Source organism: Bradyrhizobium sp. 62B (genome assembly GCF_030272265.2).
Lineage (GTDB): Bacteria > Pseudomonadota > Alphaproteobacteria > Rhizobiales > Xanthobacteraceae > Bradyrhizobium.
Window position 1 is genome coordinate 5,935,133 of sequence record NZ_CP092841.2, and the last position, 16,636, is coordinate 5,951,768.

Consider the following 16,636-nt stretch of genomic DNA (forward strand, 5'->3'; position numbering starts at 1 on the left):
CCTCGGCCGCTCCTAGCGCGGCTTGTCGTTGAGTTGATAATTCAAATGCGCCTGCACCGTCGGCCACTCCGCCGCAATGATGCTGTACACCACGGTGTCGCGCAGCGTGCCGTTCGGCGCGACCTGATGGCTGCGCAAAATGCCGTCCTGCTTGGCGCCGAGACGCTCGATGGCGCGGCGGCTCTGGTGGTTGAAGAAGTGGGTGCGGAATTCGACCGCGATGCAGTTCAGCGTCTCGAAGGCATGCCGGAGCAAGAGCAGCTTGCACTGCGTGTTGAGCGGGCCACGCTGCGCGCTCCTGCCATACCAGGTCGAGCCGATCTCGACGCGGCGGTTCGCGGCATCGATATTCATGTAGGTGGTCATGCCGACGATGTTGCCGCCGGCATCGAACACGGTGAACGGCAGCATCGAGCCTGCGGCCTGCAACGCCAGGCGGCGGTCGATTTCCTTGCCCATGTTCTCCGGCAGCGGGATCGCCGTGTACCAGAGCTTTGACAGCTCGCCGTCCTTGACGGCCTCGACCAGAGCCTCGCGATGCTGCTGCGACAGCGGCTCGAGACGGGCGTGCTGTCCACGCAGGGTGACGGGATCGGGCCAGGGCATTTGATCGTTCCTCATGACGTTATTCCGGGGCGGCTCGAAGAGCCGAACCTCAGATGCGCAATTGCGCACCGGAAATCTCGAGATCCCGGGTTCTATGCTCCGCATAGCCCCGGGATGACAATCGCGTTTTACGCGATTGTCACTTGTTCAAAAAATTCAACGGCAATCCGCCGCGCGGCCAGTCCATCGCGACCAGCTCGCCCTTGCCTGACAGCGTGATGTAGGCCGTCTTCAGCTCGGGGCCGCCGAAGGCGATGTTGGTGGTGACGCGGTCGCCGGTCGGGACCTGCTCGACCAGGGTGCCGTCGGGCGCGATCACCGAGATGCAACCGGAGACCAGGGTGGCGACGCAGACATTCCCGCCGGCTTCCACCGCGAGCGAGTCGAACATCTGGTAGCCGCCGAGGCCGCAGATCGGCTTGCCCCGCTCGCCGCGATAGATCACGTCGCGCGGCTTCAGCGTGCCGGGCGCCGAGAGCTCGTAGGCCCAGAGCCGGCCGGTCGGCGTCTCCGCGATGTAGACGGTATTCTCATCCGGCGACAGCCCGATGCCGTTCGCCGGCAGGATGCCGTGCACGATCTCGACGAGCTCGGTCATGCCGGGCTTGAGGTAGTACATGCCACCGACGTCCATCTCGCGCGCGCGGCGCTTGCCGAGATCGGAGAACCAGAGGCCGCCCTGCTTGTCGAACACCAGATCATTCGGCCCGCGCAGATCGTGCGCGCCGCATTTGGTCACGACGGTCTCCACTTTGCCGGATTGCAAATCGACGCGCTGGATCGAACCGCCGAGATAATCGTCGGGCTGCGGGCCCGGCATGATCATGTTGCGGGTCGGGATCCAGGAGAAGCCGCCATTGTTGCAGATGTAGATCTTGCCGTCGGGGCCGAGGGCGGCGCCGTTCGGGCCGCCCGGAATTTTCGCGACGATCTCCTTGCGGCCATCGGGGTAGACGCGCGTCAGGCGCTGGCCGCGGATCTCCACCAGCACTACCGAGCCGTCCGGCATCACGACCGGCCCTTCGGGAAATTCGAGGTCGGTGGCGAGAACGCGGACGTCAGACATGAGGAGACCCTCCCGGCTGCTTGTTATGGCTTGCACGGGATGTCCGGCACGGGCCCCACACGCAAGATTTGCCTTGGGTTATGACAAAGTCACCAGGGCTTGCCAAGCAAGCGGGACGGTATGCCAGCGTTGCGGAAGCTCTACTCCCTCACCGGCACCCAGATCTCGAAGCCACCATTGCCGGTTGCGGGATCGAAGGCCTCGCCGTAGCGCTCGAAGCTCGGCGCGTCCGCGGCCGCAAGACCCGAGGCCGGCAACCACTGATTCCAGATCGTGTTGACGGTGCGGCGGATCGAGGCGACGTGATCGGTGTGGGTGAACACCGCATAGCGCTGCTCGGGAATACGGATGCGACCGAAGCGGCGCGGCAGGTCGGAGAAATCAGCGACCTCGACGCCGGCGATGTAGTCGAAATTGCCGGCATCGTCGCCGTTGCAGCAGACGCCGTAGGCGACGTGACCGACCCTTGCGGGAATGTCGGCGACCTCCTGATGGAAGCGCTGCCACAGGCCCGGGATCATGGCGCCGTTGTCGCAGGAGATACGCTCGGCGGGACCGGCGACAAGAAAGGCCTTGGCGGTTTCGAAACGCGGCGGGGCGAGATGGTCGAGCATGGTGGAATCCATGAGGATGGGCTCCTGGAGCTTGAGCTGGCTGGCGCATGACGCGGCCCTGACGGCTTCGGGCGTGGTGCCGAACTGGTCGCGGAACGCGCGGGTGAAGGCTTCGTGCGAGCCGTAGTCGGCCTCCAGCGCCAGCGACAGAATGTCGGGCGCGCCATTCGCCAGGTTGCGCGCGGCCTCCGTCAACCGGCGGGCGCGCACGTAACGGATCACTGGCAGACCCGTGGCTGCGGCAAACGCACGCACGATGTGGAACCGCGACACGCCCGAGACCGCAGCGATCTCGTCGAGCGTCATCGGCTCGGCCAGATGGCTCTCGATATACCAGAGCGCGCGCTGCGCTGGGTTCATGGCGGGCGTCCTCGTGCGAAGCGCGGTCATGATGCGCGGCATGCCGCCGCGTCGCTTGATCGGCGTTGCTGTCGGCACAGGGAGGATAGTCCGCCAATGGCCACTGGCAACGCCCCGGCATTCGCAGCTACACTCGCCAGAACCGCTCACGAGAAAGGGGAACCGGGTCATGGACATCACCGATGTGCGGGCGCACCATATCCGCATCCCCTATGATGCCGGTGTCGCGAGCTTTCGCCAGGGCGCCTCCGCGATCACAGCCCTCGACATGGTGCTGGTGGAGGTCACGACCGATGCCGGGCTGACCGGCTGGGGCGATGCGTTCGCTTACGTCTGCCCGCACACCACGCGCAGCGCGGTCGAGGAGATGATCGCGCCACAGGCGCGCGGGCTGACCGTGCCCGATGCGGCCGGCATTCCCGCTGTCATGGAGCAGATCCAGCGCAATCTGCATCTGTTCGGCCGCTACGGCATCACCATGTTCGCGATCTCGGGGCTCGACATCGCGCTGTGGGACCTTGCCGCCAAGATCGAGGGCGTACCGCTGCATCGGCTGCTCGGCGAGACCAGGCGCACGGCGATTCCAGCCTATGCGAGCCTGCTGCGGATCGGCTCGCCCGACAACATCGCGGCCGAATGCCGGAAGGCGCTCGCGCTCGGCTATGGCGCGATCAAGCTGCACGAGACCACGGCGCCGGCGGTGTTCGCCGCGCGCGAGGCGATCGGGCCAAACATTCCGCTGATGGTCGACATGAACTGTCCTCTGACGGCCGAACAGGCGATCGCCTTCGCAACCTCATGCCGCGATGCGCGTCCGATGTTCCTGGAGGAGCCGGTGTGGCCGCCGGAAGACTTTGCCGCGCTCGCCGAGGTCCGCCGCAAAGGCGGGCTCGACATCGCCGCCGGCGAGAATGCCTGCACGGATTATCAATTCCGCCAGATGATGGAGGCCGGCGCGGTGAGCCACGCCCAGCCGTCCGTGATCAAGGTCGGCGGCATCACGGAGTTCGTGAAGATCGCGGCGCTGGCCGACCAGCTCGGCGTCAAGATCGTGCCGCACTCGCCCTATTTCGGACCCGGCCTGCTCGCGACGCTGCACCTGCTGGCGACCCGCGACGACGGGCTGGTCGAGGTGTTCTATCTCAAGCGCGAGGCCTGCCTCTGGGGCGGCCGCGCGGACAGCGATGCCACCGGCCACGTCGCGGTGCCCACAGGACCGGGGCTCGGCTATGAGCCCGATCGCGGCGTGATGGAGCGCTATCGGGTGGCGTGACCGCCGCGCCTATTTCGCAGCGTCCTTGTTCGTAGCATCCTTGGCCGGCGGCGCGTCCTGCTTCTTCTTCAGATCCTCGGCCGTCTTCGCTTGCGCGGCCTGGAGATCGCCAATCGTCTTCTGCAGGCCGGCAAGGCTCGTTTTCAGCGCGTCGATCTGGCGAGCCGCCGCATCCAGCTTCTGCTGGTGATCGAGATTGAGCTTGGTGATCGTCTTCTGCAGGAAGTCGACATTGCTCTGCAGGCAGGAGGTGCGCCGCTCCATGGTCTTTTCGACCGTACAGATCTCGATGCCGGGCACGTCCTGCGCGTGCACCGGCGCATTCGCCAGTGTTGCGAGCAGCAATATCGCGAAACAAATGCCGGCATCTCGAAGCAGCATGAAAAGTTCCTCGTCAAACGATCACGGCAATGTGCGCTGTTTGCGCACAGCCGGCAAAGGCTACCACACTCGTACCGCATTCTCGCGTTGAGCTTGGGTCCGTTCCCTCGGACGGGGAACGATGATCCGCGCGCGGAAGAAGTGGGCGCTCGTTCCGCGGCTTTGTTTAGGGGAGATTTTTGGAATGGCAACGCGCGATAGACGACTGGCGGAATTCGACGGCGCCGGAGAACCACCGCCGGGCCTGGCGCTCGAAGTGCTGTGCGAGGACCACAGCGGAACGTATCAACTGCCGTTCGCCTGCCGCTATGTCGAGGGACGCTGGCAAAACCACGAAGCCGGCATCGCGGTCGAAGCCACCGTCATCGGCTGGCGCCTGCCCCGCGTGAAGCAGCGCGGGGCTGCCTGACGCGGATATCTGTTCCAGAATGCAACGGCGCCGCGCTCCGCCTTTAACCAACGGAACGCGGCTCGAACGAATCACGTCCGAATCAGCCGAATCGCCGTGTACGCAGCTGTTCACGGCTAGATGTCGATGCGGCGGTGCAGGCGCGTACAATATCTGTGCTGCGGGGCGAACGGCATCGACCGCTTACCGGCGCCAAAGGTTAATTCCGGCAAGGGGATAGCTCCTCCGGACGCGTGCAACCGCTGCCGCCCCCGAAACAGGCAAGATGCTGCGTGCCTGCCTAATATTCGACCTCGAGCTCCTCGATCTCGGCCGGCTCTTCCCGCGCCGCGGCGATCCATTCGGCCATCTCGGGCATCGCCATGATGGTGTCGGCATAGGCCTGCAGCAGCGGCTCCAGCTTGACGTCATAGGTGACGAAGCGCGTTACCACGGGCGCGTACATCGCATCCGCCATGGTGCGCTGCGCGCCGAACAGGAAGGGGCCGCCCGACTGCTCCAGGCAATCGCGCCAGATCGACGAGACGCGGTCGATGTCGGCTTGCGCGCGCGACCAGATCTTGAAGCCGGGAAAACGTCCCTTCAGATTCACCGGCAGCGAGGCGCGCAGCGTGGTGAAGCCGGAATGGATTTCGCCCGAGATCGAACGGCAATGGGCGCGCTGCACGCGGTCATCCGGCAGCAGGCCGGCCGCCGGCATCACCTCGTTGAGATATTCGGCGATCGCCAGCGTATCCCAGACGACCGCGCCCTCGTGCCGCAGGCACGGCACCAGGATCGACGACGACAGCAAGAGGATCTCCGCGCGCGCGGACGGATCGTCCGGCGCAGTGACGATCTCCTCGAAATCGAGCCCGGAGAATTTTGCCAGCAACCAGCCGCGGAGCGACCAGGACGAATAGTTCTTGCTGCTGATGGTCAGCGTCGCCTTTGCCATGTGGCCCTTCCCTGATCCCGCCTCTCCGCCGGCGTGCGGATGTGCCCTGCTTGCCGCGAGGTGAGCAGCAAGCGACGTGCCAATTTTGCTTGCGGGCGGTCCACCCCGCCGCTTGGCGTCGTTATTGCATAGCACCGCGGGACGGATGGGCGTTTCAGTATGATGTCGATGTATTATCAGGCCTTTCAGAACCATATGGACCTGACGGCGCCGTGGCGCGCGGGGGCTTCGTCCGCGCTCAAATTCCTCCATCTGGTGCCGCAGGGCATGTCGGACCAGGTGGTCGGCCGTCTCTCGGCCGCGCTGGAGCTGATCTCGCGCTCGACCCTGACTTATCACCGTCCCGCCTACGGCATCGACCGGGTGACGGTGGGCAATCGCGAATTGGCCGTCACCGAGGAGATCGCCTACGCGACGCCGTTCGGCTCGCTGCTGCATTTCAGAAAAGACGGCGCTGGCGAGCAGCCGCGCATGCTGCTGGTGGCGCCGATGTCCGGCCATTTCGCGACCCTCTTGCGCGGCACCGTGCAGACGCTGCTGCAGGACCACGACGTCTACATCACCGACTGGCACAATCCGCGCGACATCCCGCGCAGCGAGGGCCGCTTCGGACTCGACGACTACACCGAGCACCTGATCGACTTCCTGGGGCAACTCGGCCCGCGCCCGCACATGGTCGCGATCTGCCAGCCTTCGGTGTCGGCGCTCGCGGCCGCCGCCATCATGTGCGAGGACAACCATCCCTCGCGCCCGGCGACGCTGACGCTGATGGCAGGTCCCATCGACACGCGCATCCAGCCGACCAGGGTCAACGACTTCGCCAAGAGCAAGCCGATCGAATGGTTCGAGCAAAACCTGATCAACTACGTGCCGATGCAGTGCCGCGGCGCGCTGCGCAAGGTCTATCCCGGCTTCGTGCAGCTCACCGCCTTCGTCTCGATGAACCTCGAGCGCCACATCAAGCAGCATCTCGACCTCGCCAACCACATCGCCAAGGGCGAGAAGGACAAGGCCGCGACCATCAAGACCTTCTACGACGAATATTTTGCGGTGATGGACCTGCCCGCCGAGTTCTACATCGAGACCGTGCGCGACGTGTTCCAGGAGCACCTGCTGCCGCAGGGCAAGTTGATGCATCGCGGTCGCCCCGTGAACACCAGGGCCGTCAGCCGCATGGGGCTGATGACGGTCGAGGGCGAGAAGGACGATATCTGCTCGATCGGCCAGACGCTCGCCGCGCAGGACCTCTGCACCGGCGTGCGCGCCTATCGGCGCGTGCACCACATGCAGGCCGGGGTCGGCCATTACGGCGTGTTCTCGGGCAAGCGCTGGAACAACGAGATCTACCCGCTCTTGCGTGATTTCGTGCACGTCAATTCGTGAGCGTCATTCCCTGCCCCAAGACGCCCGGCCAGGGGAAGCGTCACGTGCCTCATCCGCCTGCGTGAGCAGCTCCCTGGCTTCAACCAACTCCGGAAGATTTCGCTCCGCCTCGAATTCAGCGAGCACGGGATCGAGCACCCGGGATATCGCATCCGCTCGGCCATTTGTCTTGTGCAGCCGTGCAAGTTCGAGCGCGCTGCGCAGCTCGAAAGTCCTGGTCTGCTGGTGTCGCGCGATTTCCAGCGCTCGCGCGAGGGCGTCTTCGGCACTGGATTCGTCCGAAGGATCATGGCGCGACAAGAGTTTGCCGCGGACACGATGCAGCTCGGCATCAAGCCAATGCTGGCCGGATTGTGCCGTCCCGGCGATCAATTCGTTCAGGATGTCCAGCCCGGTCTCGACTTGGCCCAGCTCTGCATTCGCAACGGCGACGTTCATCCCCCAGAACGGTTCGCAGAGATAGCAATCGTTCTCGCGCAGCAAGGTCCAGCCGTGACGCATGTCCGCCACTCCGGCCATTCGGTCGCCGGCACGCCACTTGGCCAGGCCATTCAGGTAGGTGCCCGCGGCCACGTATAGCGGCATCGTGTGGTCGCGCGCGAGACCGAGCGCCAGGATCGTCTCTGTTTGCTGCAACATGCCCCCGCATACCCCGTCGAACACTGCGCGATGAACCAGCGCATTGGCCTGGGACAGCGCTCGTTTTTCTGCCGGAGCACCCACCGCTTCCGCGGCGAGCCTGCACGCTCGAGCGGTGCTGCCCAGCGGCCAGAGCACAAGGGCAAGAAATCTCATGATCACGAACGGCAGATCCAGCGCCGAAGCCCTGAAGGTCGCGGGATCCGGCTCGGCACCATAGACCGCCAGCGCGCGCTCGAGATACGTTCTCGCATTCAAGTAATCGCCGGCGAACCAGCAGGTGACGCCGCCTGCCCAATGGGCAACGACGGCGGCCACCGGCGAGTCCGGTCGTCGGTCAGCGGCGCTCCTGATGGCGTCCGCCAGCTCCCGCATCGGAGCGAGTTCGCCCTGCGTCAGGCAGGCATTGAAGAGTCCCGAATGCACCGGCGCGAGCTCAACGGGATCATCGATGTCGGCTGCGAACTGGCGCGCACGCGTCCATGCCGCAACCGTTTCAGGAGCACTATGACCGAGGCTGCCCCGGAGCGCACGACCATATGCGATTTGAAGATGCAGCCTGCTCATCATCCGGCGCGGCTCGTCAGGCAACTGATCGGCGAACGCAATGGCCTTGCCGAGATGCGCGATCGCCTCGGAATAGGCCGAACGTTTCAGTGCCTGTTGGCCCGCCTTGCGCCACCATTCGAGGGCGGCCTCGCTCAGCCCCGCCTCAGTGAAGTGATGCGCCAGGACTTCCGGCTCGGTCTCGGCAACGGCTGGAAAGTTCTCGCGCAGGATCTCGCCAATTCGCGTGTGAAGCACCTGCCGTTTGCTCTTGAGCAGGCTCTCGTAGGCCGCTTCCTGAACGAGGGCGTGCTTGAAACTATAATTTGCTTCGGGCGGAGTCCCACGGCGCAAGAGCAATTCGGCCTCTTCGAGCTGTGCCAGCGCAGCGCTCAGGGTCAGATCATCGCGTCCTGCCACGGTCTTCAGCAGCGCGTACGAAAAGTCGCGGCCGATGGCCGCGCCTATCTGTGCCACCTCCTTGACCGGAGCGAGCCGGTCGAGCCGCGCCATCAGCGAATCCTGCAGCGTCGCAGGGATGGCAAGCGGCGGCAGCGGACTGTTCAGCCGGTAGCGTCCGGCATCCTCGACGAGCAAGCCGGACTCCAGCACCATCTTGGTCAATTCCTCGACGAACAGCGGGATGCCATCGGTCTTGTCGATGATCTGCTCCATCATTTCGCGTGGCAGCTGGCGGCCGACGACCACCTGCTCCACCAGCGCGCGCGTGTCCTGTCGGTCGAGCCGGTCGAGCCGCAACAGGCTGACGTTGGCAAGGCCCGACCAGGAGGGCTCGAACTCCGGCCGGGATGTCATGAGCACAAGTATCGGCAGGGCCCTGATCCGATCCACCGCGAGATCGAACAGTTCGAGCGTCGTGGCATCGGCCCAATGCATGTCCTCGCAGATGAGCAGGAGAGGCTGGCCTCGCGCCAATCCCTCAAGCTGATCGAGAAGAGCGGCAAACGTCTGTCTCCGCTGCTGCGCCGGGCTCAAGCCGAGGGGCGGGTAACGGTCGCCAATGGGAATCGAAAGCAGAGCCGCGATCAGCGGGGTTGCTCGGGCGACCTGCTGGGTTCCCAGCGCCAGCATGGCCTCGAGCTTGTCGAGCTTCTGTTCCGGCGTGTCGTGCAAGCGAATTCCGGCGGCGCGATCGAGCTGCGCGACAAAGGGATGAAGTGCGCTGTTGGTGTGATAAGGCGAACACTGATACCGCACCCGACGGTGTGTCCCCAGCGAGGGGCTTTCGGACAATGTTGCCACGATGCGCGACTTGCCGATGCCCGCTTCGCCGGAAATCAAGACGATCTGGCCCAAGCCCTGCCATGCCTCCCGCTGGCGCGAGAAAATGAATTCGATCTCGTCCTTGCGGCCGACAAAGCCGATCGAGCGCGCGGCGCGGACCGCCTCGAAGCGGCTCTCCGATGCGCTCGCTCCTTCCACCGCCCAGACCGCGATGGGTTCGCTTATCCCCTTGACCTCGCGCCGGCCGAGATTGCGGAAGGTGAAGAGGTCGCCAAGCAGCCGGCGTGTCGATGAAGCAACGACGACCGCCCCCGGCTCTGCCAGACTCTGAAGCCGGGCAGCGAGGTTCGGCGTATCGCCGATGGTCGCATGTTCCTCTGACGCATCTCCGCTGATGAGGTCGCCGGCCACCACGAGCCCGGTCGCAATTGCGATCCGAAGTTCAACCCGTTCGCCCGCGCCTGTCTTGAGCTCGCAAATCGCAGCGATGATATCGAGGCCCGCTCGCACTGCGCGCTCCGCATCATCTTCGTGGGCGCGCGGATAGCCGAAGTAGACGAGGATTCCGTCACCGACGAACCTGGCTATCCTGCCGTCGTAAGCGGCGATGACGCGCGCGCATGCGACCCGGTAGGCCCGGATCACTTCCCACAGATCCTCGGGATCGAGACGCGCTGAGAGTGCGGTGGATCCGACCAGATCGCAAAACATAACGGTGAGGTGGCGCCGCTCGGCGTCGTGAGGAGGAGACGGCGACGCGATCAACGCGGCTGGATCGAGTTCGGCAATGGCACGCAGCATCTTGCGGCGATGACCGAGCAGCACCCCGAGCTTGTCGAAGTCCTCGTCCATCAGTTCGGGGAGGATGCCCACGTCGATGCCATTCTGGGCAAAACGCTCCGCGTATTGCCCAAGCCCCAGCTTCTCGAGCCACTCCGCAATCTGCACGGCTCCCACCGATCTTATGACTGGCAGTTAACAGAATTCTGGACCACGGCCGCGCGGGAGAATATCCCAACGTCGCAATGATGGCACGTCTTGTTTGTTGCGCGAAAATCTAGGTTACTCAGTACCGGTACGGTTTCGATCGGGATCTGCTCGATAGGAACGGCTGCGCTACCAAACATCGCTGGCGCGCAGCGTTGGACAGCAGAGGTTGCGATGAATCGTCATCGCTCATTCCAGACCTGAAGCCGAACCAACACTGCGGCTTGCGCTGATGTACGATGTCAAGCGGACGTTTTCCGTGAGCGCACGTCCCTTCATTGCTCGTTGATGGGCGTTGCGTCGTTGCGAGCCATCGTGCCCGCCGCAACCTGAAGCGAAGAGCCAACCACCCAACAGCCGGCTACAAAGGCGATCAGGCCGTTGGGCAGATTTTGATCAAGGACAAGGATGCTGACGGACAGAGTCGCAGCAATCGCTGCGCCGAACGTTCCGGCTGCACTCATGATCTCGGCCGGCTCGGAACCGTTCCATTCTTCCGAGATGCTCGATCTCGACTTCCGTGCGACATTGCCGGCCAAGTCGATGCCGACATAATAGCTGAGAGCTCCGTAGAGCATTGTTATCAGCACGATCCAGCCGCTTTCAAACAGTCCGCCTTTCTGACGCAACAGGGTCGCACCCACATAGAGGCCGCAAGAGGCTCCAACGGCTGCCAGTCCAATTCTTTCAAGGAGATGGGCCGACTTGATCAGACGGGAACGAGGGATCCGAAGACTGCCGACGTGCCTTGTGAGGGAAAATGCGTTGGAAAATGCGCTGCTTATCTTCATCGGGGGCTCCTTCTGAGTAAGTGGCAGCCTACCGGCCGACCCGAATAGAAGCTGCCAGGACGCGTTTCTCGATGCCCTTGATTCCATTTCTGAAAGATCTGTGCTGAGTGATGGGGCTGGCTTGCTCGTGAGCAAGACGAGGAACCAACCCAAAGCTGCGAGCACGCGGCTGCGCAGGCATTGCATCTCACCCGTGTCCGTCAATCAGGTCCGGGTGCGGCAATTTCTTGCGGAAGTGGTAGTTCAGAAAGAGTGTGATGGAGTATGAAGCGGTTCACATGCCGCTGTTCCCTGTCGCTCCATCCGCTCACGATTTCCGGAGGACATGTGGAGCTCGCGCCTCAACCGGACCACTCCGCGCCCCAGACCTGCACGACGTGGCCGGGCGAGACTTCACGATACTGCCGCACCGGCGGCTGGTAATCGGGCGCGCGCACCGGGCTTCTGATCTCGTCGTTAGCCACCTCGCGCCGCGTGCCGCGGCGTGACGGGTCGGGCACCGGTACAGCGGCCATCAGCTTCTTGGTATAGGGATGCTGCGGATTGCCGAACAATGCAGCACGCGGGCCGATCTCCACGATCTCGCCGAGATACATCACCGCGACGCGGTGGCTCATGCGCTCGACCACGGCGATGTCGTGGGAGATGAAGAGATAGGCCAGGCCCATGCTGGCCTGCAGGTCGAGCATGAGGTTGACGACCTGCGCCTTGACCGAGACGTCGAGCGCGGAGACTGCCTCGTCCGCCACGATCAGCTTCGGCCCGAGCGCGAGCGCCCGGGCGATGCAGATACGCTGCCGCTGGCCGCCTGAGAATTCGTGCGGAAAGCGCGCGGCCATGTCGGCGGAAAGACCGACGCGCACGAGGAGGTCGGCGACCTGGTCGCGTGCCTGCGACGCCGTCGCGAGACCATTCGCGAGCAAAGGCGCTGCGATCGCCGTTCCCACCGACATGCGCGGATTGAGGCTCGCGAACGGATCCTGAAAGATGATCTGCATCTGCTTGCGGACGTCGCGCAAGGTGCGGGCATTCATGGCCAGCACATCCTGACCGTCGATCAGCACGGTGCCGCTGTCAGGCTCCGTCAGCTTGAGGATCGAGCGGCCGGTGGTCGATTTGCCGCAACCGGATTCGCCGACCAGCGCCAGGGTCTCGCCGGCCCGCAAGGTAAAGGAGACGTTCTCGACGGCATGGACGCGGCCCGAGACTTTGCCGAACAGGCCCGAGCGGATCGGAAAGCGCGTGGTGAGGCCTGAGACTTCGAGCAACGGGCGCTCGGCGGCCGAGACGGTGTCGGGCGTCTCCGCCGGCTCGTCCGAGGTGCCCGTCACCTTGTCGACGATCGGAAAGCGCATCGGCCGCGCACATCCGTCCATCGAGCCGAGGCGCGGCACCGCGGCGAGCAGTGCGCGCGTATAGGGATGCGATGGCGCTGCGAAGATGCGCGCGGTGGCATCGGTCTCGACCGCCTGCCCGCCATACATCACGACGGTGCGGTCGGCAATCTCGGCGACCACGCCCATGTCGTGGGTGATGAAGAGGATCGACATCCCCTCCTCCTGCTGAAGCTCCTTCAGGAGCTCCAGGATCTGGGCCTGGATGGTGACGTCGAGCGCGGTGGTCGGCTCGTCCGCAATCAGGAGCTTCGGCTTGCAGGCCAGCGCCATCGCGATCATCACGCGCTGGCGCATGCCGCCGGAGAGGCGATGTGGATGCTCGTGGAAGCGCGATTTCGCTGCGGGAATGCGGACGCGATCGAGCAGGCGGACGGTCTCGGCCTCCGCCGCCGCACGCGACAGGCCGCGATGCTGGATCAGCGCCTCCGCGATCTGGAAGCCGATGGTGAGCACCGGATTGAGGCTCGTCATCGGCTCCTGGAAGATCATGGCGACGTCGTTGCCACGGATGTCTTTCATGCTCACGTCCGGCAGCGCCAGCAGATCGCGGCCGGCAAGCATGACCCGCCCCTCGATCCGGCCGATCTCCTTCGGGATGAGCCGCATGATCGACAGCGCGGTGACGCTCTTGCCCGAACCGGACTCGCCGACGATCGCCACGGTCTCGCGGGCTGCGACGTCGAAGGACACGTTGCGGACGACGGGAATCCATCTCCGCTCGAGCATGAAGGAGGTGGTGAGGCCGGAGACCGACAGCACCGGCGCCTGCGCACCGGCGGCGACTTCGTTTGATGCGCTTGCGCCGATGCTCATGAACCTGCCCTAATAGCCGCGCGCGCGGTCGACGAGCCCCGGCAACGCCTTGCCGCGGCGGTGGCGTGCGATGACGTCGAGCACGAAATCGACGGCCGTGTCCGGTGTCGTCATGCTGGCATTGTGCGGCGTCAGCAGGATGCGCGGGTGGCTCCAGAACGGATGGCCTGGAGGCAACGGCTCGGGATCGGTCACGTCCAGCACCGCACCGGACAATGCGCCGCTGTCGAGGGCCGCGAGCAAATCGGCCTCAACGAGATGCGGCCCACGTCCGACATTGACCAGCCCCGCCCCGCGCGGCAGGCGCGCGAACAGATCGGCATTGAGGATGCCGCGCGTTTCGTCGGTGAGCGGCAGAAGGCAGATGAGAATGTCAGCCTGCGCAAGGAATTCGGGCAGTGCCTCGCTACCGGCGTAACAGGTCACGCCCTCGATCTCGCGCGGCGAGCGATTCCAGCCGAATAGCGGAAAGCCGAATGCCCTGAGGCGATCGAGCACGGCCTGGCCAAGCTGGCCGAGCCCCATCACGCCGACCCGCCGCCGCTTCGCCGGCGTGATCCGGATCTCGCGCCAGACCTGCTGTTTCTGCTGGCTGATGAAATCGAGGAGATCGCGATGCAAGGCCAGCACGACCATGGTGACATATGCCACCATGGTCTCGGCAATGCCGGGCTCCAGCATCCGGACCAGCGGAATGTGCGTCGGCACTTTCGTGGCGTCGAACTGGTCGACGCCTGCGCCGACCGAGAACACCAGTTCGAGATTGGGGAACGTCGTCGCGATATCGTCTGGCGGCACCCAGGCCACGAGATAGCGGACAGCAGCGGGGTCGCCGATATCGGGCCAGAGCCGGAACGGCACATCGGGTGCGCGCTCGGCGAAGAATGTCGCCCACTCGGCGCCGCGCTCCATGTTGGCCTTGTAGAGAACCGTCATGCCACCCTCAGAACGGGCTGACGGGCGCCAGGCGCCGGCCGTCGATCATGCGCTTGTGGCTGTAGGCGGCGGGATCGACCAGCGGCGTCGCGCCGGTCACGATGTCGGCGGCGAGCTTGCCGGCGGCGGGGCCAATGCCAAAACCATGGCCGGAGAAGCCGGTCGCGAGGAAGAAGCCAGGCAGCGCATCGACCGGCGAGATCACGGGGATGGTGTCGGGCGTGCAGTCGATGGTGCCGCCCCAGGCTTCCGCGATCTCGATGTCCTTCAGTTCCGGATTCGCCTTGATCAAGGAGGCCAGCGCGGCATTGACCAGCGACATGTCGGGCGCGGGATCGCGCACGCGCTCGCTCTCGAACGGCGAGGGCTTGTCGAGGCTCCAGCCGGTGCCGCGCACGATCTGGTCGAAGAACGACTTGCCGAACGAGAGCTTCAGCCCGTTCTTGCGATGCAGATAGGTGGGCCAGAAGGTGCGCGCGTAGCGGAACAGGTCGGGCGACAGCTCGACCGTGCCGCGGTTGCGCAGCGCCAGCGTGAAGCCGCCGTCGAGGCGGCGGCGGATGCAGTAGAAGTCGGTGCCGAGCGCGCCCGAGGTGATCTCCGGCGCCGGCGTGGTCCGGCATGCGGTGGCGTTGACGAGACCGATCGGCAGCTCGATGCCGTGACGGCGGCAAAACAGCGACGACCACGCCCCGCCCGACAGCAGCACGGCTTGCGTGCGGATGGTGCCCTTCTCGGTGACGACGGCGCTGACACGGCCGCCTTGCGTCTCCAGCCCGCGCGCCGCGCAGCCCTGATGAATGGTGACGCCATGTTTTCGTGCGGCCGTCGCCAGCGCCGGCACGGCCATCGACGGCTCGGCGCGGCCGTCGCTCGGCGTGTGCAGGCCGCCGACCCATGTGTCGGTATTGCCCGGCATGCGCTCGGCGACCTCGGCCGGCGTCAGCACCGTGGAGTGCACCTGCATCTCGCGTGCGACCGCGGCCCAGCGCTCCCAGCTCGCAAGCTCGTCCTTGCTCTTGGTGAGGAACAGCACGCCGGTGCGGCGGAAGCCGGCATCGACGCCGGCATCGTTCTGCATGTCCTCCCACAGCCGCAGCGCTTCGCGCGCCAGCGGGATTTCCTCGCGCGCGCGGCCCTGCTGGCGACACCAGCCCCAATTGCGGCTCGACTGCTCGCCGCCGACATGGCCCTTCTCAAGAAGCGCGACCGAGAGGCCCTTCTTCGCCAGATGGTAGCCTGCGGACACGCCGATGACGCCACCGCCGATGACGACGACGTCCACCTGCGCGGGCAGGCGTTCATCGCTATTGATTCGGTTCAGCGGCGGGGACATGGGGCACTCCTGGCATTCAGTTCGGTCGAGTTCTTGCTCATCATGGGATGTTCATGCGCGGATCGAGCGCATCGCGCAGGCCGTCGCCGAGGAAGTTGAAGCTGGTGACCGCAAGCGTGATGGCGAGGCCCGGCGCGATCGCAAGCCATGGCGCGCTGGTGAGATAGATCTGCGCGTTGTTGAGCATGTTGCCCCAGCTCGCGGCCGGCGGCTGGATGCCGTAGCCGAGATAGCTGACATAGGATTCCAGCAGGATTGCCTTGGCGACGTTCAAGGTCGCCGCTACCACGATCGGCGCGATCGCATTTGGCACCAGCTCGCGGAACATGATCCGCAGGTTCGACGAGCCGAAGGCGAGCGCCGCAACCGCGAACTCGCGCTCGCGCAGCGACCGCACCTGGGCCTCGACGACGCGCGCCACCGCCATCCAGGCGGTCGCCGCGATCAGCACGGTGGTGGTGACGAGACCTGGCTCGGTGAGCGCCGCCAGCGCGAGCAGCAGGAAGATGGTCGGAAAGCACAGCACGGCGTCGACGAGCCGCATCAGCACCGCGCCGACCACGCCGCCATAGAAGCCGGCAAAGGCGCCGACGACGATGCCGACCGCCATCGCGATCACCATCGCGACGATGCCGATCGAAAGCGAGACGCGTCCGCCCATCATCAGCCGCGCCAGCACGTCGCGGCCGAGCTCGTCGGTGCCGAGAATGTGCGCGCCCGAGAGCGGAGGCGCGAACCGCTTCATGATGTCGATATAGGTGTCGTCGAACGGCAGCAGGTACGGGCCGAATGCCGCACCGAGCACAAGCACCAGAATGATGACGGCACCGGCGAGCGCCAGGCGATGCCGGCGGAAGCGCCGCCACGCGGCCTGACCGGGCGCGAGCTGGACGGTAGAGAGGGTTGCGGTCGCCATC

The 16,636-nt window shown here is 65.2% G+C and carries 14 protein-coding genes; 3 read left to right on the plus strand and 11 right to left on the minus strand.

Features of this window, described 5'->3' with window-relative positions:
- Nucleotides 1–12: 12 nt before the first annotated feature.
- The 3 genes from ML401_RS28515 to ML401_RS28525 form a co-directional block, all read right to left on the minus strand.
- On the minus strand, nt 13–606 hold the full coding sequence (locus tag ML401_RS28515) for a GNAT family N-acetyltransferase (RefSeq protein ID WP_285812762.1): 594 nt from the start codon (nt 604–606) through the stop codon (nt 13–15).
- 139 nt (nt 607–745) lie between these two features.
- A complete protein-coding gene (locus tag ML401_RS28520; RefSeq protein WP_285807689.1) occupies nt 746–1,672 on the minus strand; it encodes an SMP-30/gluconolactonase/LRE family protein in 927 nt (308 codons plus the stop codon).
- A 140-nt stretch (nt 1,673–1,812) separates the two neighbouring features.
- Nucleotides 1,813–2,646, minus strand: a complete 834-nt coding sequence (locus ML401_RS28525) for an AraC family transcriptional regulator (protein ID WP_285807690.1) — start codon at nt 2,644–2,646, stop codon at nt 1,813–1,815.
- Between the two features lie 169 nt (nt 2,647–2,815).
- Here ML401_RS28525 and ML401_RS28530 point away from each other — a divergent pair, with 169 nt between their 5' ends.
- Nucleotides 2,816–3,919 carry a mandelate racemase/muconate lactonizing enzyme family protein gene (locus ML401_RS28530; protein ID WP_285807691.1) on the plus strand — a complete coding sequence of 368 codons (1,104 nt, stop codon included), beginning with the start codon at nt 2,816–2,818 and terminating at the stop codon, nt 3,917–3,919.
- Between the two features lie 9 nt (nt 3,920–3,928).
- Here ML401_RS28530 and ML401_RS28535 read toward each other — a convergent pair whose 3' ends face one another.
- Nucleotides 3,929–4,300 (minus strand): hypothetical protein, encoded by a 372-nt coding sequence (locus tag ML401_RS28535; RefSeq protein WP_212067209.1) that lies wholly within the window; start codon nt 4,298–4,300, stop codon nt 3,929–3,931.
- A gap of 184 nt (nt 4,301–4,484) precedes the next feature.
- On the opposite strand from ML401_RS28535, the gene ML401_RS28540 reads away from it, so the two are divergent.
- Nucleotides 4,485–4,709, plus strand: a complete 225-nt coding sequence (locus ML401_RS28540; RefSeq protein ID WP_028138161.1) for a hypothetical protein — start codon at nt 4,485–4,487, stop codon at nt 4,707–4,709.
- A gap of 280 nt (nt 4,710–4,989) precedes the next feature.
- Here the strand turns inward: ML401_RS28540 and ML401_RS28545 are convergent, their stop codons facing one another.
- Nucleotides 4,990–5,646: a glutathione S-transferase family protein gene (locus tag ML401_RS28545; RefSeq protein WP_285807692.1), complete on the minus strand. Its 657-nt coding sequence runs from the start codon at nt 5,644–5,646 to the stop codon at nt 4,990–4,992.
- 159 nt (nt 5,647–5,805) lie between these two features.
- Between ML401_RS28545 and ML401_RS28550 the strand changes: the two genes are divergently transcribed.
- On the plus strand, nt 5,806–7,029 hold the full coding sequence (locus ML401_RS28550; RefSeq protein WP_211416218.1) for a polyhydroxyalkanoate depolymerase: 1,224 nt from the start codon (nt 5,806–5,808) through the stop codon (nt 7,027–7,029).
- A 3-nt stretch (nt 7,030–7,032) separates the two neighbouring features.
- On the opposite strand, the gene ML401_RS28555 is transcribed toward ML401_RS28550, so the two are convergent.
- The 6 genes from ML401_RS28555 to ML401_RS28580 form a co-directional block, all read right to left on the minus strand.
- On the minus strand, nt 7,033–10,407 hold the full coding sequence (locus ML401_RS28555) for an adenylate/guanylate cyclase domain-containing protein (protein WP_285807693.1): 3,375 nt from the start codon (nt 10,405–10,407) through the stop codon (nt 7,033–7,035).
- A 314-nt stretch (nt 10,408–10,721) separates the two neighbouring features.
- Complete coding sequence (locus ML401_RS28560) at nt 10,722–11,237, minus strand: hypothetical protein (protein WP_194404027.1); 516 nt, start codon at nt 11,235–11,237, stop codon at nt 10,722–10,724.
- Nucleotides 11,238–11,578: 341 nt separating this feature from the next.
- Nucleotides 11,579–13,447, minus strand: coding sequence for an ABC transporter ATP-binding protein (locus ML401_RS28565; RefSeq protein ID WP_285807694.1), 1,869 nt, complete (start codon nt 13,445–13,447; stop codon nt 11,579–11,581).
- Nucleotides 13,448–13,456: 9 nt separating this feature from the next.
- Nucleotides 13,457–14,383: a glyoxylate/hydroxypyruvate reductase A gene (locus ML401_RS28570; protein WP_285807695.1), complete on the minus strand. Its 927-nt coding sequence runs from the start codon at nt 14,381–14,383 to the stop codon at nt 13,457–13,459.
- 7 nt (nt 14,384–14,390) lie between these two features.
- Nucleotides 14,391–15,719, minus strand: coding sequence for an FAD-binding oxidoreductase (locus tag ML401_RS28575; protein ID WP_211416213.1), 1,329 nt, complete (start codon nt 15,717–15,719; stop codon nt 14,391–14,393).
- Nucleotides 15,720–15,759: 40 nt separating this feature from the next.
- The gene (locus tag ML401_RS28580) at nt 15,760–16,635 is read right to left on the minus strand and encodes an ABC transporter permease (RefSeq protein WP_194404031.1); all 876 of its coding nucleotides are present in this window, start codon (nt 16,633–16,635) and stop codon (nt 15,760–15,762) included.
- Between the last annotated feature and the right edge of the window lies 1 nt (nt 16,636).